This is a genomic window from Phenylobacterium sp. RIFCSPHIGHO2_01_FULL_69_31, assembly GCF_001824475.1.
In the GTDB taxonomy this organism is placed as follows: Bacteria; Pseudomonadota; Alphaproteobacteria; order Caulobacterales; family Caulobacteraceae; genus Phenylobacterium.
Genome location: NZ_MHXN01000003.1, coordinates 29,103 through 48,697, shown reverse-complemented (window position 1 = coordinate 48,697; position 19,595 = coordinate 29,103). Strand labels below are relative to the sequence as shown.

The following is a 19,595-nucleotide window of genomic DNA, read 5'->3' as shown; positions in this document are numbered from 1 at the left end:
TTGCGCCGCGTAGTTGTTCAACAACTGATTGCGGTCGTCAGTTCCCATGGTTGCAGTCTAAATGGGGCAAAACGACGGCGCCTCTTGATCTGGCTTGAGTCAAAAGGCGCCGCGTTAACTTCTTGGTAAGTATTTAGGTCGGTCAGGCCAGCATTCTGACCTTGGGCTCCCGGTCCCATTGCCGGGTGGACGCCGGGGCGACGAAGGACTTGGCGTCGCCGGTCAGGTCGACCACGCCGGCGTCGGGCTGGACGGCGGCCTTGTCCAGCAGCGGCTGAGCTTCCGGGGTGTGGCCGATGGCCTTCAAGTGTACGAAGGCGTCCGCGACGAAGTCCGTGGCCGCGCTCTCGCCGAGGAGCTGGGCGCAGCCCTCGGCCGAGACCACCAGGGCCACGGCGTCGAACAGGACCGAGGGCATGCCGGCGAGCTGCCCGTCGGCGGGCAGCGCCTTGCCGCCCTTCAGCGTCACGCCGCCGACCTTGGGCGCCACGATCTTCACGCTCGCGCCTTCGGCCACGACGGCGGACCGCACGGCCTCGACGATCGCGCCGTCGGCGCCGTCCGTCACCAGGATGGCGACGGCGCGGCCCATCAGCGTGTCCGGGTACTTGCCGACCAGGCGCAGGGGCGGAGACGGCGCCATGTCCTGCGGCGGCGCGGCGGCCGGATTGGCCGGCGGCAGCGGCATGTTGAGGCCGTTGGCCACCCGGGCGGCGAGGTCGGCGTCCACGTTCTGGAGGTTGCCCATGACGCGGTTGCGCACGTGTTCGAAACTGCACTTCGACAGCTCGAACACCAGGGCGCTGGCCAGGTGGGCCTGCTCGACCGCGGTCAGGGAGTGGAAGAACATCCGGGCGTGGCTGTAGTGGTCGGCGAAGGTCTCGGCGCGGAGCCGGACCTTGGGCCCGTCGAAGGCCACCGGCGCGCTGCGGAAGCCGCCCTTGGGATCCTCACGCGGCCCGCCCACCTCGCCGACCTCGGCCAGGCTGTTGGGCTCGTAGTTGGCGCGGCCCTTGGGGACCAGCATCTGCATGTGGCCGTCGCGCTGCAGGTTCTGGAAGGGGCAGCCCTTGGGCTGGTTGATCGGGATCTGGTGGAAATTCACCGTGCCCAGGCGGGAGAGCTGGGTGTCTTGGTACGAGAACAGCCGACCCTGCAGCAGCGGGTCCTCCGAGACGTCGATGCCGGGGGGCATGTTGGTGGGCAGGAAGGCGGCCTGTTCGGTCTCGGCGAAGAAGTTGTCCGGGTTCCGGTTCAGGACCATCCGGCCGACGATCTGGATCGGGACCAGCTCCTCGGGGATCACCTTGGTGGCGTCCAGGATATCGAAGGGCAGGGCGTCCGCCTCGGCCTGGCTCAGCAGCTGAACGCCGAACTCCCATTCCGGGAAGTTCCCGCTCTCGATGGCCTCGAACAGGTCGCGGCGGTGATAGTCCGGATCGGCGCCGGCGATCTTGACCGCCTCGTCCCAGCAGGTGGACTGCGTGCCCAGCTTCGGCCGCCAGTGGAACTTGACGAAGGTGGCCTCGTCCTTGTCGTTCAGCAGGCGGAAGGTGTTGACCCCGAACCCTTCCATCATCCGCAGGGAGCGCGGGATGGTTCGGTCCGACATGGCCCACATGATCATGTGGGTGGTCTCGGGCATGAGGCCGACGAAATCCCAGAACGTGTCGTGGGCGCTGGCGGCCTGCGGATAGGCGCGGTCCGCCTCCATCTTCACCGCGTGGACGAGGTCGGGGAACTTGATCGCGTCCTGGATGAAGAAGACCGGGATGTTGTTGCCGACGAGATCCCAGTTGCCTTCCTTGGTGTAGAACTTGGTGGCGAAGCCGCGGACGTCGCGGGGCGTATCCACCGAACCGGCGCCGCCCGCCACCGTGGAGAAGCGCACGAAAACCTCGGTCTGTTCGCCGACCTCGGTCAGCACCTTGGCGCGGGTGTACTTCGACAGCGACTTGGTCAGCTCGAAGACGCCGTGGGCCGCCGATCCGCGGGCGTGGACGATCCGCTCAGGGATCCGCTCGTGGTCGAAGTGCTGGATCTTCTCGCGGAGGATGAAGTCCTCCAGAAGCGTCGGCCCGCGGCCGCCGGCCTTCAGGGAGTTCTGGTTGTCGCTGAGCGGCGTGCCGTGGTTCGTCGTCAGGCGCGTGTCCGGCGTCGAGGCGGTCTGGTGGGTCTCCCCGCCATTTCCCACGGTCGAGTTTGCGGCGCGCGTCGGCGCGCCCTTGGAATTGGGCATGGGTGAGCGTCCTGGAAGCTGAGGCGAGATGCGCTGGCTTCGCTAACGCCCGACGGGGCGGTTAGTCGCAGGCGGCCCCTCAGATTCGCGCCGGAGCCCTCAGACGCAGACCACGCCGGCCCTCGCTTCGGTGTAGGCGCCGTTCGCGTAGGCGACCTCGCCGTTCACCAGCACGGTGTCGATTCCGCGCGCGGCGCGGACATAGCGCATGCCATCGCCCGGCATGTCGAAGGTCGGCAGCTCGGCCTCGCGGTCGATGGTCTCGGCGTCGAAGACCACGATGTCGGCGGCGAGGCCGGGCTGGAGGCGGCCGCGGTCCTTCAGGCCCCAGATGTCCGCCGTCTCGCCGGTGATCTTGGCCACGGCCTGCTCCAGGCTGAGGTGGCGCCCCTTCCGGACGAACTCGCTGAACAGGTAGCCGGTGTCGCCGTAGGTGGAGAACGAGGCGATGTGCGCCCCGCCGTCGCTGGCGCCGATATGGACCAGGGGGTGGGCGAGCATCGGGCCGATGCGGTCGGTGGACTGGTGTCCCTGGCTGGCCGACAGGAAGGCGACGTCCAGCCCATGCTCCAGGCTGAGGTCGATCAGGGCCTGGGCCGGGACCTGCCCGCGCGCCTTGGCGATCTCGGACAGGGTCTTGCCGGCCAGTTCAGCCGGGGCGGCGTCGCCGCCGCGCAGGATCAGGCGGCCCATCATCGCCTCGCCGCCATCCGGGCCGGTGTCGGCCACGAGCTTGGCGACGGTGTCGGGGTCGCGCAGGGCGGCCAGCCGCGCCTCCAGCGGCAGGCGCAGGACCCGCACCCAGCGCGGCAGCCGCGCGAAGAACAGGCTGGGCCGCAGCAGGCTGAAGCTGATGTCGATGGGCCGGGTCTGCATCTGCGGCCAGACGCGCGCGCCGCGGGCGAACTGCTCCTCGACCCGGGCGATGGCGCGGGGGGCGTTGTCCGGCACCGCCGAGGTGTCGAAGAGCGGCGAGAAGGTGGTGGGGATGTTGTGCTTCAGGCTGAGCTCGGCGAACTGGTCGATGCGCGCGATGGTGATGTCGGTGGCGTAGAACTCGGGCACGCACTGCAGCATCCGGCCGTACTCGCCGAGCACGGCGGCGAGGGCGTCCAACTCCTCGAACTGGGCGAAGCGGCTGGGCACCGGGCGGCCGTTCTCGTCGATGTCCACGAAGCTGGTGGAGAGGCCCACGGCGCCGGCGTCGAGGCACTGACGCAGCAGGTCCTGCATGGCCGCGATCTCGTCCGGCGTGGCAGCGCGTTCCTGGGCCGCAGGGCCCATGACCCAGAGCCGGATGACGCTGTGGCCGACCAGCGGGGCGACGTTGATCGACAGCGCCTTCTCGATGGCGGCGCGGTAGCCGGCGAAGTCTTCCCAGGTCCAGTCGAAGGCGGTGGTGAAGGCCTCGGGCGGCATTTCCTCGATCTGCTGGAACATCCCCACCACCCGCGGGCGGTCGGCGGCCTTGAGCGGCGCCAGCGACAGGGAGCAGTTGCCGGGCACCACGCAGGTGACCCCGTGCTCCAGCGCCGGCCGGGCCGCGCCGTCCCACAGGAGCTGGACGTCGAAGTGAGTGTGGGGGTCGATGAAGCCCGGCGCGACGACGCGGCCGGCGGCGTCCACCACCTGGCGGGCCTCGCCCTCGACCCGGCCCACGGCGGCGATGCGGCCGTCCTTGACCGCCACGTCGCCCTGGAACCCGGGCTGGCCCGAGCCGTCGACCACCAGGCCGCCCCGCACGATGACGTCGAACATCAGCTTCCCTCCAGGATCCGCCGCCAGGACTGGCCTGCGAGGTCGTCGACGTGCGACGCCCCGCAGTTCCGCATCAGCCTGAGGCCGGCCTCTTCATCCAGCACCAGCGGCGCTTCCGCGCCGTTCGCGTGGCGCAGGCGCACCACCAGTTCGGCCGAGCCGTCATGGCCGGCCACGACCTCGGCGCCGACGATGACGGCCTCGCCCTCGCCGGCCCGCGGACTCATCCGAGCGGCGGCTCCACGAACACCACGTCCGAACCCAACAGCAGTCCCGCCGGCTTGCGCATGGCGAAGATGTGCAGGTTCCAGCTCCGGATGGCGTCCACGGCCGCCTCCACCGGCTGGCCGGGGAGGGCCCGCAGGGCGAGCGCCTCCACCGTCTCGTCCGGCCCGGGCGTCACGAACCGGCGCTGGCGCGACAGTGCAGGCGAGGCGGATATCGTCTCCCCGCCCGGAAGGCTCATCAGACCCGCTCGACGATGATCGCCGGGGCCATGCCGCCCGCCGCGCACATGGTGACGAGGCCGCGCTTGAGGTCGCGGCGCTCCAGCTCGTCGATGATGGTGCCGATCAGGATCGAGCCGGTGGCGCCGATCGGATGGCCCAGGGCCATGGCGCCGCCGTTCACATTGACCTTCTCGCGGTCGAGCTTGAGATCGCGGATGAACTTCTCGGCGACGACGGCGAAGGCCTCGTTGATCTCCCACAGGTCGATGTCGTCGGGGGTGAGGCCCGCCTTCTTCAGCACCTTGTAGGCGGCCGGGACCGGGGCGTTCAGCATCAGGGTCGGGCTGTCGCCGACGTTAGCCATGGCGACCACGCGGGCGCGGGCCTTCAGGCCGTGCTTGGCCGCATATTCCGGCGAGGCCAGCAGCACGGCGGCCGAGCCGTCCACGACGCCGGAGGAGTTCCCCGCGTGGTGGAAGTGCTGGATCTTCAGGTCCGGATAGACCTGGTTGATCAGGCCCGCGAACGTGGTGCCCTTGTCGTCCAGCGGCGCATTGGCCATGGCCTCGAACGAGGGCTTCAGGCTGGCCAGGCCCTCACGGGTGGTTTGCGGACGCGGGAACTCCTCGCGGTCCAGCGCCAGGGTGCCGTCCTCGTGATAGACCGGCACCAGCGAGCGGTCGAAGTGGCCGTTGCGGATGGCGTGGTCCGCGCGCTGTTGGCTGACGTAGGCCAGCTCGTCCAGCGCCTCGCGGCTGATGCCCTCCATGGTCGCGATGGCGTCGGCGCAGATGCCCTGGTGCGACTGGGGGTGCAGCTTGCGCAGGTGGGTGTTGCCGGCGTCCATCAGCGCCGGCCCCTCGAAGAAGGCGGCGTGCTGCGGCGCGCTGGCGGCGGTGTACGACATCATCTCGCAGCCGCCGGCGATGACCAGGTCTTCCATGCCCGACATGATCTGGGCCGCGGCCAGGTTCACGGCGGTGATGCCGGAGCCGCAGAAGCGGTCGAGGGTGACGCCGCTGGCCTTGATGTCGTAGCCGGCGTCCAGGGCGGCCATGCGGCCCATGTCATTGCCCTGCTTGCCGCGCTGGGACGAGGTGCCCCAGATCACGTCGTCGACGTCGGCGGTGTTGAGGTCGTTGCGCTTGGCGATCGCGGCCAGGACCGTGGCGGCGAGACGCTGGGGATGCTCGTCGGCGAGCGCTCCCTTGCCGACCTTGCCGACGCCCCGGGGCGTGCGGGCGGCGTCGATGATCAGGGCTTCGGGCATGGTCTTTCCTCGCGAGGCTAGGCGTTCTTTCCCCGCAGGTTCTTCTCCGTCCGTAAGGTCAGTCTAGGGGGGTTGTGGGGCGCGCGCGTGTCACCGCCGTCGCGGTGAAAACTGACGGATGCGCCAGAAAGGCCGGTGGGTCGTCCGAGCCTCAACCCCGCTGATTCGCCTGCGAGTTGAAAAGGCGCGCAGGTAAAGCCCAGGTATTCGCCTGGCAGGCGTAGAGGGGTGGACCATGTGGCGCGGATGTGATCAGGCTTAACCATAGAGCTGATGAAATTTGGGGCGATCGGCTGCTCAAGCCTCGACCCAAACGATCGTCGCCGCGCCTGGTGGGAAGGCGCAGACGGGAGGCTGACGCCTTTGGGCCGATGCCAAACGCCCTCCCTAGTTAGCACCCGGGGAGGGCGTTTCCGTGTCTGGAGCCTGGATCTGGAGGCTCTTGGGGACTGGCGGGCCGGCTTCCTGGCTCCTTCTCCTCACCCGTAGGGGGAGGGGGACCATGCGCAGCATGGTGGAGGGGGCTTTGCCACGAGCTCGGCGGATGGAGCGTTCCCCCTCCACCGCCCTGCGGGCGGTCCCCCTCCCCCTCCGGGTGAGGAGATGCCAAGGATCGCCTCAGTTCCTGGCAGCCTCTAGGATCGGGCCATGCTGCGGCACGTGAAATTCGCCAATCTGCCGGTGCGCGACCAGGACCGAGCCCTTGAATTCTGGCGCGACAGGCTGGGCCTGACCGTCGCGGCGGACGAGCCCTATGGCGAGGGCTTCCGCTGGATCGAGCTGTCGGTCGGCGAGGCTGAGACGCGGATCGTCTTCACGCGGCGGCCCGACGATCTGCCGTCGGACGAGCCGGACCTGATCCTGATCTCCGATGACGTGGACGACAGCTTCGCCGCGCTGGGCGCCAAGGGCGTGGTGTTCACGCAAGGCCCCCAGGACGCGCCCTGGCGGCCGGGCGAGCGCTATGCCCTGTTCCGCGACAGCGAGGGCAACCTGGTGATGCTGGGGAACGGCTGACGGTCAGGGCAACCTGGCCGGCGACGATCCGCATGTTGGCGGGGGGCAGGTGTGTCGCCGCGGAAGCGGACCTGAGGAATGGCTGCGCGGGGTGGATTGCGGACTCTGAGCCCACTAAGCTGAAGCTCAGTCACTCCGGAAGCCCAGATGGCCCCAGCGCTAAACGGCAAGCTCTTGGCGCTGGTCGCCGTGGCCATCCTTCTGCCCGTCCTGGCTCTCCTCTATCTACAAGACGGATCAGTGCAGACCCGTGTGCCATCTCATCCGGACGAGGTGAGGGCAGTATCCGTCGCACGCGCCTATGCGGAACGCCTGCCTCGCCTTCGGGAAAGAACTGCGCGACCAGCTCGGATCGCTGATGTTCGAGGACAGTGGGAAGTGCACTTCCCTCCGCCGCCCCCTTGGGGAGTGACGGGCACGGGCGGGCCGATCATCACGGTGGACAAGGCCACCGGCAAGGTCGTCCGCGCTCGCGCATCCGACTAGGGAGATTCTAGGAAGGCGGTTGTGGAACCCGACCGCTAAGGGTCGAAGGCGGTCTCTCTTGGTGAGCCAGACAGCGGACGTTCGTCGATGGCCGACAAGCGGGTCTTCCGGGGTCGCAGACGGATGGGTCGCTAACTTTGATTCCTCTCCCCTCTCTCTTCGCGTGGGGGAGAGGAGGGGCGTCCGTGGTCCGTGGCGCCGACGCCGACACGGGCGCCGCGTTCGGGGCATCCCGGGCTTTCGAAATATTGGCGTAATGTTGGGCCCGGAAAGTGACGGGGCGTTCAACTATGCCGGCTGGACCGGCTCAGAAAATTCGTTTGGGGGACAACTCATGAGCACCGCCCGCTATGGCGTCCTGGCCCTCCTGGCCTCCACCGCCCTGCTTTCGAGTTGCGCCACCGACACGACCGCTCCCAGCGCGATGGCGCAGGGGTCGGCGATCAGCGCCTCAGCCTCGGCGCCGGCGAACGTGGACAACTTCATGCTGGTGGACGCGGGCCTGGAGGCGCACGAGCTGTACCGGCTGTCGGACGCGCCCGCGGTGGTGATCGTGACCCAGGCGAACGGCGATGCGGCGATCCGCGCGGCGGCGCCGGCGCTGAAGGCGCTGGCCGCGTCCTACGGCGCCAAGGGCGTGGAGTTCAGGCTGCTGAACTCCAGCCTGAAGGACCGCCGCGAGGCGATCCTGGCCGAGGCGGGGAAGGTGGGTTTCGAGCTGCCGATCCTCATGGACGTGAACCAGCTGGTGGGCGAGGGCCTGGGGGTCACCCGCTCGGCCGAGGCGTTCGTGATCAACCCCAAGACCTGGCAGGTCGTCTATCGCGGTCCGGTGGCCGGCGTGGGCCCGGCGCTGGACGCCCTGGCGGCCGGCCAGCCGATCCCGGCCTCGACCGCGGCGCTGACGGGCGCGCCGATCGCGTTCCCCGAGCGCGGGGCGGGGGCGAAGCTGACCTATGTGAAGGACGTGGCGCCGATCCTGGAGGCCAAGTGCGTGGCCTGCCACCAGGAGGGCGGCATCGGCCCCTTCGCCATGACCAACTACGAGATGGTCAAGGGCTTCTCGCCCATGATCCGCGAGGTGATCCGCACCGACCGGATGCCGCCGTACAACGCCGATCCGCATGTGGGGAAATTCTCGGACGACAAGAACCTGTCGCCGGCGGAGATCAAGACGCTGGTCCACTGGATCGAGGCCGGGGCGCCGCGCGGCGAGGGGACCGACCCGCTGGGCGCGGTGAAGCACGTGGCCGCCGAGTGGCCGCTGGGCAAGCCGGACATGGTGATCGACATCCCGGCGTTCAAAGTGCCGGCCTCCGGCATCGTGGACTATCAGCGGCCGGCGATTGCAAACACCCTGACCGAGGGCAAGTGGATCCGCGCCACGACGGTGAAGCCGGGCGACCGCCAGTCGGTGCACCACGTCCTCACCGGCTGGATGAGCGAGATGCCGGCCAACGGCCAGTCGTCGGAGACCCGGTGGAAGGGCTCGGTGGGCGGCTATGCCGTTGGCGCGGAGTCGAACATCTATGCGTCGAACGTGGGCAGCTATCTGCCGCCGGGCGGGGCCATCGGCTTCCAGATGCACTACACGCCCTATGGCAAGGAGGCGGTCGATAACTCCAAGATCGGGGTCTATTTCTACGACAAGCCGCCGGAGCTGATGATGCGCAGCGTGGTGGTGATCGACCCCACCATCACGATCGCCGCCAACAGCGGCCGCCACAAGGAAGTGGCCTATGTGGAGTTCCCCAACGACGCGCTGCTCTATTCGGCCTTCCCGCACGCCCACTACCGCGCCTACGCCAACGACCTGTGGCTGCAGACGCCGGATGGGAAGAAGACGCTGCTGCTGAGCATGCCGCGCTACGACTTCAACTGGCAGCGGGCCTACACGTTCGAAAAGCCGGTGAAGATCCCGGCGGGCTCGCGGATCATCGCCAACTACGTCTACGACAACTCCAAGCGGAACCCGGCCAACCCCGACCCGACCATCAAGGTCACCTGGGGCGAGCAGAGCCACGAGGAGATGCTGTTCACCCAGCTGTCGTTCCGCTGGCTGGACGAGACGGCGGCGAAGCAGGTGGACAGCGACGCCCGGTTCGCGCCGACCCGCCTGATGGGGATGATGGACGACAACCTGGACGGCAAGCTGCAGAAGGCCGAGGCCAAGGGCCAGCTCGGCTCGATGATCGCCACCTACTTCGACCGCATCGACACCAGCAAGGACGGCGCGCTGGACAAGGCCGAGCTGGCGGCGGCCCAGGCCCTCCTTCCCGGCCGCCGCCGCGGCTCCGCCGAGGCCAGCAACGCGCCGGCCCGGCCGACGGGCGGCCGCTAGCCCTTCGGGCCGAAGGTGAGGGTCAGCATGGCCCTCACCGTGCGCGGCGCGATGGGCCACAGGAGGCTGGAGGGCGAGGCCCAGTAGCCGCCCTCGGCGGTGATGTTCGAGGCCAGGACCCGGAACTGCGCCGGCCGGCCGGCCAGCTCGAAGCGCCGGCGGGCCCCGATGTTGAGCAGGGGCGCGGCGGGGGTCTTGAACGTGTTGCCGCTGTCCGCCCACCGCTCGCCCCAGTAGGTGAACTGGGCGTCCACGGACCAGCCGGCGGCGAGTTCGCGCTCGACGCTGGCGTTGACCACGGTGGTCGAGATGCCGGCGGCGCGCGATCCGACCACGCCGGCGTCCACCAGCGGGCCGGTGACCTCGGGCTCGAACACCACGGCGCCCAGGACGATGCTGGTCTTCTCGTCCAGCTTGCCCGCCAGCGACCCCTCGATCCCGCGATGGCGGACGCGGCCCACCAGGTCGAAGGCGCCGTCGGCGCGGAAGCCGGTGGTGGGCTTGGAGACGTCGAAGACCGCGCCGATGAGCGTCAGGTCCGGGGTCAGGGCGTGGCGCACGCCCAGCTCGAACTGCTCGGCCTCGACGGGGGGCAGCACCTCGTTGCGGTTGGCAGCCGACTGGGGGGCGACGCCGGATTCCTCCAGGCCGGTCACCCAGCTGCCGAACACCGCGGTGCGTGGCGTGATGCTGACGATGGCCGAGGCGTTGTAGAGGGTGGTCTCGCTGACCCCGCGGGTCCGGGCGCCGCTCACCGTGTCGACGGTCTTGTCGTAGCGGGTGCGGTGGGCGCCCAGGCGCAGCTGCAGCCGGTCGCCCCAGGCCAGGCCATAGCCCACCGAGCCGGTGACCTGCTCCACCACGTCCAGGCCCCGGGCGCCGGACCAGCGGGGCTCGGCGCTGGGTGGCGGCTTGCCGGCCAGGGTGTAGGCGCCGATGTCGACGGCGAGGCTGGAGGCCAGGTCCACCTCGCTACGCCGGCCGCGGGCCGAGATGCTGAAGAGGTGGCTGAGCTCGCCCGTGCGGACCACGCGGCTGACCCGCGCCTCGGCGCTGTCGGACACGTTGGTGCGTCCCGGATTGACCAGGGTCTTGCCTCGCACCGAGCCGTCGGCCCGCGTCTCGACCACCGTGAAGTCGGCGCGGTCGTTGTCGAAGATCGAGCGGAAGGCCGACAGGTTCACCGACCAGTCGCCGAACGCGCCGTCGTAGAGGACGCCCAGGTTGGTGTTGGCCGCCTCCACCCGCGCCCAGTCGGGGCCATAGTTGTGCACCGCCCGCGGGTTCGGCGGCACGGCGCCGTCTGCCGCCTTCATGGCGTAGTCGCCGTCGTAGTTCCGCGCGTAGTGGCTGACGAAGGCGCGGATCCTCTGGCCGGGCGAGACCCGCCAGGCGCCGACCACGCCGACATCCACGGCCTCGCCCTCGGTGCCGGGCGCCCAGCGGACCAGGGGCCGGGCGACGAAGCCGCCGGTCAGGCTGAACCGGTCGTCCTCGCTTTTCCAGGAGCCGTTACCCTCGATGGTCCGCGTGCCGAAGTCGCGCAGGCCGGCGCCCAGGCTGAACTGGTTCACCGGGCCCGCCTCGCGCAGGCGATAGTTCACCACGCCCGACGGCGCGGGATAGGCCAGGCGCGCCGCGTTGACCCCCACGCGGACGCCCACGCCCGCCAGCACCGGGTCGTTCAGGGGGGAGGCCCGGCTGAAGTAGGCGTCCTCGATCCGGTAGGCGCCCGAGGCGCCGAGGTCGAAGCCGCGCACCTGACCCTCGCTGTAGAGGCCGAGCTGTTCGATCCCCACGCGCTCGCCGAAGGCGTCGGCGGCGGACTTCACCGCGCTGTCCTGGGCCGCGGCGGGCGTGACGGCCGCCAGGGCGAGGAAGAGCGGACGGGTGATGCGTGACATCGTTGTAATCCCGGCGAACCTGACTGTTCAGACCGGGCGGTTTGTCAGATGTTGCGGCGGGGACGGCGTGGCTGCGGGCGTGATTTCTACGTGATGGTTTCGCGATGAACGAACATGTCGCGCTATGGCCGAAGCTGGCGCTGGCCCGGGAGCTGCCGTTCAGCCTGGCCGGCACCCTGGTGCGTCCCTCGGCCCTGGAGGTCGAGTTCGGCGGGCAGGTCACGACGCTGGAGCCGCGGGTCATGAAGGTCCTGGTGGCGCTGCAGCGGGCCAAGGGCCATCCGGTCAGCCGCGACGAGCTGATCGACCTCTGCTGGGAAGGCCGCATCGTCACTGAGGGCGCCCTGAACCGCTGCGTGGCCCACCTGCGCAAGGCGCTGGGCGACAACCCGCAGATCCGCCTCGATACCATCCCGACGGTGGGCTACCGCCTCCAGGCCGGGGCCGGCGTGCGGCCGGTGGCGGCGAACGAGGCACCGGCGCCGACGTCGGCCCCGCGCGCGCCGCGGCGGCGGCTCGTCATCGCGCTGGGCGTTGCTCTCGTGGCAGCCGTGGGCGTGCTGGTGCTGGCCCTGTCGCCGCGCCCGGTGACCTGGACCACCGCCGCCTACCATCCGCTGACCTCCGAGACAGGGATGGAGACGCACCCGGCGATCTCGCCCAACGGGCAGCAGCTGGTCTATGCGCAGCGGCCGGATTCCACGGTGGGGCGCGACCTCTACATCCGCGGCGTGGACCAGGGCACGCCGGTCCGGATGACCAGCCACCCGCACGACGACCACAGCCCGGCCTGGTCGCCCCGTGGCGACCGGATCGTGTTCGTCCGCAGCCATCCGGACGGGGCGTGCAGCCTGGTGGTGGCCCCGGCGCCGGTGGGGCCGGAACGGGTGGCCGCGCGCTGCCAGTCCTCGACCTACACCCGGGTGGCCTGGCTGGACGACAACACCGTGGCTATCGGTGACCGCCCCGGGCCTGGGCAGCTCTGGCGGATCCGTGCGGTGGACCTGACCACCGGCGCCGCCCGCGACCTGACCGCGCCGCCGGCGGAGACCCTGGGTGACAGCGATCCCAGTACCTCACCGGGCGGCCGTTACATCGCCTTCCGCCGCAGCCTGCTGCACGGGGCCGACGACCTGTTCCTCAAGGACCTGAAGACCGGGCGCGAGCGCGCCCTGACCACCGACGGCTGGAAGGCGGCCGGCTACGTGTGGTCGGCCGACGGGCGGCACCTGTTCTATTCGTCGAACCGAGGCGGGGAGTTCGGCCTGTGGACCGTGGACACGGCCCGCGACCGACCCCCGACGCGCATCAGCCTGGGCGCCGGCCAGCTCAGCTTCAGCCGCATGTCCATCGACCGGCGCAACCGGGTGGTCGTCGAGGCCTCGCGCATCCGCACCAACATCCTGGCGCTGTCGCCGGACGGGACGACCCAGCCGGTGACGAACGCCACCGGCAGCGACTGGGACCCCGTCGGCGCGGCGGACGGGGCGGTGGCCTATGCCTCGAACCGGAACGGCGGATCGGAGCTTTGGGTGACCTATCCGAACGGCCAGTCCGTGCGGCTGACGAACATCGGCGGCAGCTATGTCCACTGCCCGTCGTGGTCGCCGGACGGGCGCAGCCTGGTTTTCGTGGCGGTGAAGGGACGGCGGGCCGAGCTCTACACCGTCCGCCGCGACGGCTCGCAACTGCGGGCGATCACGACGGATGGGCTGGACAAGCTGGACCCCGTCTGGGCGCCGGACGGCAGCATCCGCTACGTCCAGCGGACCGCGGCGGGCTACCGGGTCATGAAGATCGCCGCGGGCGGGGGCCAGCCGCAGGCGACGACGGCCACCGGTGTGCGCGAGCTTCAGATCGCGCCGGACGGGCGGCTGTTCGGCCGGGCGGCGACGGGCGATCAGGTTCGCCCGCTCGACGGCCCGGGGCCGCAGGTCAGCGTCTCCGGCAGCGACTCGTGGACGGTGGGCCGCGACGGCGTCTATGTGCTGCGCGCCCGGCGAGAAGCGCCGCCGGCGGTGTGGCTGCACCCCTGGGAGGGGCCGGCGCGCCGGATCGCCGTGGTTCCCACCGCCTCCAGCGCCCTGGGGCTGGCTCCCGACGGCACGGTCCTCATCTCCCGCTATCTGGACGAGCAGGTGGACTTAGGAATGTTCGACCTGGCGGCGAAGTAGGGCCTACTGCGCCGCCGTCTCCTGGGCGTAGCCGAGCTGTTCGTTCAGGCGGTCCAGGACCGTGATCGCCGCTTCCGGGATCACCGTGCCGGGCGCGAAGACCGCCGCGACGCCCATGTCCTCCAGGGCCTTGAAGTCCTCGGGCGGGATCACGCCACCCACGAACACCAGGATGTCTGGCCGGCCTAGCTTGGCGAGCTCGGCCTTCAGCTCGGGCACCAGGGTCAGGTGGCCGGCGGCCAGGGAGCTGGCGCCCACCGCATGAACGCCGGTCTCCACCGCCTCGGCGGCCGCCTCGGCGGGGGTCTGGAACAGGTCGCCGATCTCCACGTCGAAGCCGAGGTCGGCGAAGCCCGAGGCGATCACCTTCTGGCCGCGGTCGTGGCCGTCCTGGCCCATCTTGGCCACCATGATCCGCGGCTTGCGGCCGTCCGCCTGGACGAAGGCCTCGGTCATGGCCCGCGCCCGGTCCGAGGCGGCGGTGGCGCCGGCCTCGCGCAGGTAGACGCCCTTCACGGCATCGGCGTGCGCCTTGTGGCGGTTGAACACCTTCTCGAGGGCGAAGCTGATCTCGCCGACCGTAGCCTTGGCGCGGGCGGCGTTGACCGCCAGTTCCAGGAGGTTGGCCTTGCCCGCCGCGCCGGCGGTCAGGGCGTCCAGCGCCGCGGCTACGGCCTCGGGGTCGCGCTCGGCTTTCAGGCGGTTCAGCTTGGCGATCTGCGCCGCGCGCACCGCCGAGTTGTCGACCTTGAGCACCGGGATGTCGTCCGGCACGTCGGGGCGGTAGCGGTTCACACCCACGACGCTCTGCTTGCCGCTATCGATCCGCGCCTGGATCCGGGCCGAGGCCTCCTCGATCCGGCGCTTGGGCAGACCTTCCTCGATGGCCTTGGCCATGCCGCCCAGGGCTTCGACCTCGGCGATGTGGGTCAGGGCGCGCTTGGCCAAGTCGGCGGTCAGGCGCTCGACGTAGAAGCTGCCGCCCCACGGATCGACCACCCGCGGCTGGCCGCTCTCCATCTGCAGGAAGAGCTGGGTGTTCCGCGCGATGCGGGCGGAGAAGTCCGTGGGCAGGGCCAGGGCCTCGTCCAGGGAGTTGGTGTGCAGGCTCTGGGTTTGGCCGCCCGTGGCGCCCATGGCCTCGACGGCCGTGCGCGGCACGTTGTTGAAGACGTCCTGGGCTGCGAGGCTCCAGCCGCTGGTCTGGGTGTGGGCGCGCAAGGCCAGCGAGCGGGCGTCCTTGGGGTCGAACTCTTGCTTCATGAGCTTGGCCCAGAGCAGGCGGCTGGCCCGCTGCTTGGCGACTTCCATGAACATGTTCATGCCGGCGCACCAGAAGAACGACAGGCGCGGGGCGAACTGGTCGACCGTCATGCCGGCCGCGACACCTGCGCGGACGTATTCGATCCCGTCGGCCAGGGTGTAGGCGAGCTCCAGGTCCAGCGTCGCCCCGGCTTCCTGCATGTGGTAGCCGCTGATCGAGATCGAGTTGAACCGCGGCATCTCCTTGCTGGTGTAGGCAAAGATGTCCGCGATGATCCGCATCGAGGGGCCGGGCGGATAGATGTAGGTGTTCCGGGTCAGGAACTCCTTCAGGATGTCGTTCTGGATCGTGCCGGCCAGCTTCTCGTGCGGCACGCCCTGTTCTTCCGCCGCCACGATGTAGAGCGCCAGGATCGGCAGAACGGCGCCGTTCATGGTCATCGAGACGGTCATCTTGTCGAGCGGGATGCCGTCGAACAGCGTCCGCATGTCGTAGATGCTGTCGATGGCGACGCCCGCCATGCCGACGTCGCCGGTCACGCGCGGGTGGTCGCTGTCGTAGCCGCGGTGGGTGGCGAGGTCGAACGCGATCGACAGGCCCATCTGCCCGGCCGCCAGGTTGCGGCGGTAGAAGGCGTTGGAGTCCTCGGCCGTGGAGAAGCCCGCGTACTGGCGGATCGTCCACGGGTTCGTCGCGTACATGGTCGGGTAGGGGCCGCGCACGAACGGCGCCAGGCCCGGATAGCCGCCCAGCGCGGCCAGCCCCTCGATGTCGGCGGCGGCGTAGGCCGGGCGCACGTCGATGCCCTCGGGCGTCGCCCAGGCCTCGCCGGCGGGGGCGGGGAAAGGGGCGAACTCGCCGTCGAACGGCAGGGTCGAGAAGTCGGGGAAGCTCACGCCGTCACCTCATGCTTTTCCGACAGCCGAACCGGCTTCAGCGCCACGCACTTGCCGTCCGGGCCGGGGAGCCGCGCCGCTTCGGGATCCAGGGCGGCGGCGGCGCCCGGCTCCACCTCCACAGGCGCAGGGTCGGTCGGGGGGAAGGCGGTGACGCCGAGGATCTTGGGCTCCCCGCGCGCGGCGACCGCCGCCTCGACGTCCTTCGCCACCAAGCCGTTTTCCAGCGCCTTGATGATCCCGCCGGCCGCTTCGATGGCCTGCAGCCGGTCCCAGGCGGCCCGGGCGATCTGGTCGGTGAGGGACTCGACGTAGCCGGAGCCGGCGGCGGGGTCGGCCACCCGGCCGATGCCGGCTTCTTCCATGAGGACGAGCTGGGTGTTGCGGCTCTGGCGGCGGCCGAAGGCGGTGGGCAGTCCGAGGGCGTCGGTGAAGGATCCCAACACCACCGCATCGGCCCCGCCGGCTGCGGCGCCGAAGCCGGCGGCGGTCAGGCGGATCATGTTGGTCCAGGGGTCCTGGGCGGTCAGCATCCGGCGCGAGGTGCGCGCCTCGATGCGGGCCAGGGCGCCGGCGCCCGAGGCCGTCGCGATCCGGGCGTACACGGCGCGCGCGGCGCGCAGCTTTGCCAGCGTCAGGAAGTAGTCGCCGTCGGCGGCCAGCCCCAACGTGATCCGCGCGAAGGCGTCCGCCACCGGCATGCCGGCCCGCACCAGCGCCTTGGCGTAGGCGATGGCGGTCGCGGCGGCCACGGCCACCTCCAGCGCCTCGCCGCCGCCGGCCTCGTGGGCCACCCGGCCCGAGGCGAGGAACAGCTGCGCCTGCGGATAAGTCTGGGCCAGCCGCACGCCCAGGGTCGCGGCGCTGACCAGGTGGCTCTCGATCGGGCCAGGGCTTTTCCCTGTCTCGGCGAAGGCGCTCAAGGGGTCGAGGTTGAGGTTCAGCTTGGCGCCCGGCGAGGACTTCGCCACCGCGTGCAGCGCGTCGGCCGCCTTGGGACCGAGGAATCCGGCGTCAAGGCCGACCGGGGCCAGTTCGACGATCACGTCCTTCAGCGCCCGGCCGAGCGCCTCGGCGGAGGCATGGCCCTTCACGATCACGGATGCTGCGCCGCCCTCCAGGTCCGCCAGCAGCTCCGCGTTTGCACGCGCGGGATCAGCGTGCGCGGAAAGCACGCGGATGTCCCAGGGCCGCTCGCCATCGAAGGGGCGGGCTGGAAAGGCGGCCGGCCGCTCGCTGGCCGCATAGAGTGGAGCGATTTCGAGGCCTTCGACGGTGGACTTGACCAGGCTCTCGAAGGGCTTGTCGCCCAGCGTCTTGGCCACAAGGGCGCGCCAGGCGTCTTCGCCGGCGGGTGGGATTCCAGGGTCGAGAAGGGTCGTGTCGGCCATGCCGGGAATTGCGCCCCCGCACGCGCGGGCGTCAAGTTCACGCAAGGGGAGAGGAGGGCGTGAACGCCTTGGACGTCAGGGCGCCAGCTCCGCCACGAGCCGCCAGCTTCGTTGCTCGGTGATGTACGCCCGGTTGCCGATGCTTTCAGGCGGAGCGCCGCGGAGGACTTCAGTGAGGTCGCGGGCCATGGCTCGGCTGCGGATGTAGTAGCTGTGCAGCACCAGGGGGTCGGCGTCGCCGGCCACGTTGCGGCAGTCCACCAGCACGATCTTCTTGGGGATCATGTCGATCAGCCGCGGCCCGTCCGAGCCCAGGCGGTCGGGATTGGTCTTGGTCTTGTCCGAGATCAGCAGGGCCCGGTCGTTGGGGTTGAAATAGACCGTCACCTGCCGGCCGAGGCGCGGCAGCAGCTTCAGCTTGCTGTCGTGCTCGAAGGTGTCGTCGTCCTCGTCGGGCGCCGCCAGCATGATCTGGTCGAAGAAGCGGTTGAGGGCGGTGGGCTCCTTGGCGATCAGGGCCTGGAGGCCCTGGCGCAGCACATAGGCCCCCATGCTGTGGGCCAGGAGGTGAAGTCGCCGCTGGCAGTATTCCTCGCTGTCCAGCTTCACGAGGTAGTCGCGCAGCTTCAGATAGGTCCGGGCCAGGGCAGGGCCGGTCGCCCGCGCGTCCTCCCGGTCGCTGTAGTAGGACATCAGCGGCACCGCCTGGCCGTCGGACGGCCAGCTGAACAGGACGACGTTCACCTGCCGCCCGTCGATGACCACGTCCTGCGCGAGCCGCGCGGCCGCCTCGAGCGCGCCGGTGAAGCTGACGTTGAAGCCGTGGATGAAGACCAGGGTGTCCGACAGCCCGCCCTTCATCAGGGTGCGCAGGTCTTCGAGGAACCGTTCGGAGCCGCCCTTGATGCCGGTCTGGGTGGTGCGCTCGGGATAGACCGTCACGCCGGCCAGTTGCGGCCCGGCCGCGCCGGCGTTGAACTCCGCATAGCCGAAGCGCAGGGCCGCGACGCCGTCCGGGTTGAACTTGCCCCCGAAGGCCTGGAGCTTGTTGCCCGGCTGGAAGTTGCGGTTGGTGGCAAAGAAGACCTTGATCGCGGCCATGGGACGCCTCCGGAGGTGAAGCCTCCGCATCTTGGCCAACTCAGGGTCGAAGCGGCAATGTTGTTCTATCGCAGCGGGCTTGGCCGCCGTCGGGTCAGGGTGGCAACATCTCCGCGCTGGGTCGGGATATTGCCCGCCGCGTCATGTTTGCGTACAACGTAAATCTAACAACTGGCCTATCTGCCAAACATCGAGGATCGCTCTCATGGCCCTGCCGCCCGTTCTCCGCGACCGCCTCCGCCTGCCGGTGATCGGCAGCCCGCTGTTCATCATCTCGGTCCCCGACCTCGTGATCGCCCAGTGCAAGGCGGGGATCGTCGGCTCGTTCCCGGCGCTGAACGCGCGGCCAGCCTCGCTGCTGGACGAGTGGCTGCACCGCATCACCGAGGAGCTGGCGGCGTGGGATCGCGACCACCCGGACACGCCGTCGGCGCCGTTCGCCGTGAACCACATCGTCCACAAGACCAACGACCGGCTGGAGCATGACCTGGAGGCCTCGACCAAGTGGAAGGCGCCCATCGTCATCACCTCGCTGGGCGCGCGGGAGGACGTGAACGCGGCGGTGCACTCCTATGGCGGCGTGGTCCTGCACGACATCATCAACGACCGTTTCGGCCGCAAGGCCGTGGAGAAGGGGGCCGACGGCCTGATCGCCGTGGCGGCCGGCGCCGGGGGCCATGCCGGCCAGCTCTCGCCCTTCGCCCTGGTGCAGGAACTGCGCGAGTGGTTCGACGGGCCGATCGCCCTGTCGGGCTCGATCGCCAATGGCCACGCCATCCTGGGCGCCCAGGCCATGGGCGCGGACCTGGCCTACATGGGCTCGGCGTTCATCGCCACGCAGGAGGCCGCGGCCGACCCGGCGTACAAGGAGATGATCGTGGCCTCCAGCGGCGACGACATCGTCTACACCAACCTCTTCACCGGCGTGCACGGCAACTATCTGAAGCCGTCGATCATCGCTGCGGGCATGGATCCCAACGACCTGCCGCACTCGGACCCGTCGAAGATGAACTTCGGATCGGGCGGCAACCAGAAGTCCAAGGCCTGGCGCGACATCTGGGGCTGCGGCCAGGGGATCGGCGCCGTGAAGAGCGTGCCGACCGTGGCCGAGCTCGTCGGCCGCCTGTCCGACGAGTACGAGCGGGCCAAGTCCGAACTCGCCACCAAGACCTCCTTCACCGCGGGCCGCGTCCTGATGGCGGCGGAGTAGGCTTTAGGAAATCTGCGGCGAGGCTCAGCTTAATCCCATCTAGTCGATAGGATTAAAGGGTGTAAGGTCTCCCGGACCGCAACCGGGGGATTCGA

Annotated in this window: 13 protein-coding genes; 4 read left to right on the top strand and 9 right to left on the bottom strand. The window is 70.0% G+C overall.

Annotation, left to right across the window (positions count from 1 at the left end):
• Positions 1 to 142 precede the first annotated feature (142 nt).
• From A2790_RS00465 to A2790_RS00445, 5 genes are all read right to left on the bottom strand, one after another.
• Entirely contained in the window at positions 143 to 2,239 is a 2,097-nt protein-coding gene (locus tag A2790_RS00465; RefSeq protein ID WP_293386746.1) for a catalase, read from the bottom strand.
• A 99-nt stretch (positions 2,240 to 2,338) separates the two neighbouring features.
• The gene (locus A2790_RS00460) at positions 2,339 to 3,997 is read right to left on the bottom strand and encodes an amidohydrolase family protein (RefSeq protein WP_293386745.1); all 1,659 of its coding nucleotides are present in this window, start codon (positions 3,995 to 3,997) and stop codon (positions 2,339 to 2,341) included.
• Positions 3,997 to 4,224 carry a hypothetical protein gene (locus tag A2790_RS00455; protein ID WP_293386744.1) on the bottom strand — a complete coding sequence of 76 codons (228 nt, stop codon included), beginning with the start codon at positions 4,222 to 4,224 and terminating at the stop codon, positions 3,997 to 3,999. Before A2790_RS00455 ends, A2790_RS00460 begins: the two co-directional genes overlap by 1 nt.
• Positions 4,221 to 4,463: a hypothetical protein gene (locus A2790_RS00450; protein WP_293386743.1), complete on the bottom strand. Its 243-nt coding sequence runs from the start codon at positions 4,461 to 4,463 to the stop codon at positions 4,221 to 4,223. The genes A2790_RS00455 and A2790_RS00450 overlap by 4 nt, the downstream gene beginning before the upstream one ends.
• A complete protein-coding gene (locus A2790_RS00445) occupies positions 4,463 to 5,716 on the bottom strand; it encodes an acetyl-CoA C-acetyltransferase (RefSeq protein ID WP_293386742.1) in 1,254 nt (417 codons plus the stop codon). Before A2790_RS00445 ends, A2790_RS00450 begins: the two co-directional genes overlap by 1 nt.
• A gap of 648 nt (positions 5,717 to 6,364) precedes the next feature.
• On the opposite strand from A2790_RS00445, the gene A2790_RS00440 reads away from it, so the two are divergent.
• Both A2790_RS00440 and A2790_RS00435 read left to right on the top strand, forming a co-directional pair.
• A complete protein-coding gene (locus A2790_RS00440; RefSeq protein WP_293386741.1) occupies positions 6,365 to 6,733 on the top strand; it encodes a VOC family protein in 369 nt (122 codons plus the stop codon).
• Positions 6,734 to 7,553: 820 nt separating this feature from the next.
• Positions 7,554 to 9,560, top strand: a complete 2,007-nt coding sequence (locus A2790_RS00435) for a hypothetical protein (protein WP_293386740.1) — start codon at positions 7,554 to 7,556, stop codon at positions 9,558 to 9,560.
• On the opposite strand, the gene A2790_RS00430 is transcribed toward A2790_RS00435, so the two are convergent.
• Positions 9,557 to 11,464, bottom strand: coding sequence for a TonB-dependent receptor (locus A2790_RS00430; RefSeq protein WP_293386739.1), 1,908 nt, complete (start codon positions 11,462 to 11,464; stop codon positions 9,557 to 9,559). The genes A2790_RS00435 and A2790_RS00430 overlap by 4 nt on opposite strands.
• A gap of 104 nt (positions 11,465 to 11,568) precedes the next feature.
• Here A2790_RS00430 and A2790_RS00425 point away from each other — a divergent pair, with 104 nt between their 5' ends.
• Positions 11,569 to 13,638, top strand: a complete 2,070-nt coding sequence (locus tag A2790_RS00425; RefSeq protein WP_293386738.1) for a winged helix-turn-helix domain-containing protein — start codon at positions 11,569 to 11,571, stop codon at positions 13,636 to 13,638.
• 3 nt (positions 13,639 to 13,641) lie between these two features.
• On the opposite strand, the gene scpA is transcribed toward A2790_RS00425, so the two are convergent.
• The 3 genes from scpA to A2790_RS00410 form a co-directional block, all read right to left on the bottom strand.
• Positions 13,642 to 15,798 carry a methylmalonyl-CoA mutase gene (gene scpA / locus A2790_RS00420; protein ID WP_293386737.1) on the bottom strand — a complete coding sequence of 719 codons (2,157 nt, stop codon included), beginning with the start codon at positions 15,796 to 15,798 and terminating at the stop codon, positions 13,642 to 13,644.
• Positions 15,795 to 17,189: a methylmalonyl-CoA mutase family protein gene (locus A2790_RS00415; RefSeq protein ID WP_293386736.1), complete on the bottom strand. Its 1,395-nt coding sequence runs from the start codon at positions 17,187 to 17,189 to the stop codon at positions 15,795 to 15,797. The genes scpA and A2790_RS00415 overlap by 4 nt, the downstream gene beginning before the upstream one ends.
• A 75-nt stretch (positions 17,190 to 17,264) precedes the next feature.
• Positions 17,265 to 18,290, bottom strand: coding sequence for an alpha/beta fold hydrolase (locus tag A2790_RS00410; protein ID WP_293386735.1), 1,026 nt, complete (start codon positions 18,288 to 18,290; stop codon positions 17,265 to 17,267).
• Positions 18,291 to 18,495: 205 nt separating this feature from the next.
• Between A2790_RS00410 and A2790_RS00405 the strand changes: the two genes are divergently transcribed.
• Positions 18,496 to 19,500, top strand: a complete 1,005-nt coding sequence (locus tag A2790_RS00405; protein WP_293386734.1) for a nitronate monooxygenase family protein — start codon at positions 18,496 to 18,498, stop codon at positions 19,498 to 19,500.
• Positions 19,501 to 19,595: the final 95 nt, after the last annotated feature.

Excerpts from the sequence above, each read along its gene's own strand:
- A2790_RS00440 (WP_293386741.1), top strand. The coding sequence starts at position 6,365 with ATGCTGCGGCACGTGAAATTCGCCAATCTGCCGGTGCGCGACCAGGAC.
- A2790_RS00445 (WP_293386742.1), bottom strand. The coding sequence starts at position 5,716 with ATGCCCGAAGCCCTGATCATCGACGCCGCCCGCACGCCCCGGGGCGTC.
- A2790_RS00430 (WP_293386739.1), bottom strand. The coding sequence starts at position 11,464 with ATGTCACGCATCACCCGTCCGCTCTTCCTCGCCCTGGCGGCCGTCACG.
- A2790_RS00455 (WP_293386744.1), bottom strand. The coding sequence starts at position 4,224 with ATGAGTCCGCGGGCCGGCGAGGGCGAGGCCGTCATCGTCGGCGCCGAG.
- A2790_RS00435 (WP_293386740.1), top strand. The coding sequence starts at position 7,554 with ATGAGCACCGCCCGCTATGGCGTCCTGGCCCTCCTGGCCTCCACCGCC.
- A2790_RS00465 (WP_293386746.1), bottom strand. The coding sequence starts at position 2,239 with ATGCCCAATTCCAAGGGCGCGCCGACGCGCGCCGCAAACTCGACCGTG.
- A2790_RS00410 (WP_293386735.1), bottom strand. The coding sequence starts at position 18,290 with ATGGCCGCGATCAAGGTCTTCTTTGCCACCAACCGCAACTTCCAGCCG.
- A2790_RS00405 (WP_293386734.1), top strand. The coding sequence starts at position 18,496 with ATGGCCCTGCCGCCCGTTCTCCGCGACCGCCTCCGCCTGCCGGTGATC.
- A2790_RS00425 (WP_293386738.1), top strand. The coding sequence starts at position 11,569 with ATGAACGAACATGTCGCGCTATGGCCGAAGCTGGCGCTGGCCCGGGAG.
- A2790_RS00450 (WP_293386743.1), bottom strand. The coding sequence starts at position 4,463 with ATGAGCCTTCCGGGCGGGGAGACGATATCCGCCTCGCCTGCACTGTCG.
- A2790_RS00415 (WP_293386736.1), bottom strand. The coding sequence starts at position 17,189 with ATGGCCGACACGACCCTTCTCGACCCTGGAATCCCACCCGCCGGCGAA.
- A2790_RS00460 (WP_293386745.1), bottom strand. The coding sequence starts at position 3,997 with ATGTTCGACGTCATCGTGCGGGGCGGCCTGGTGGTCGACGGCTCGGGC.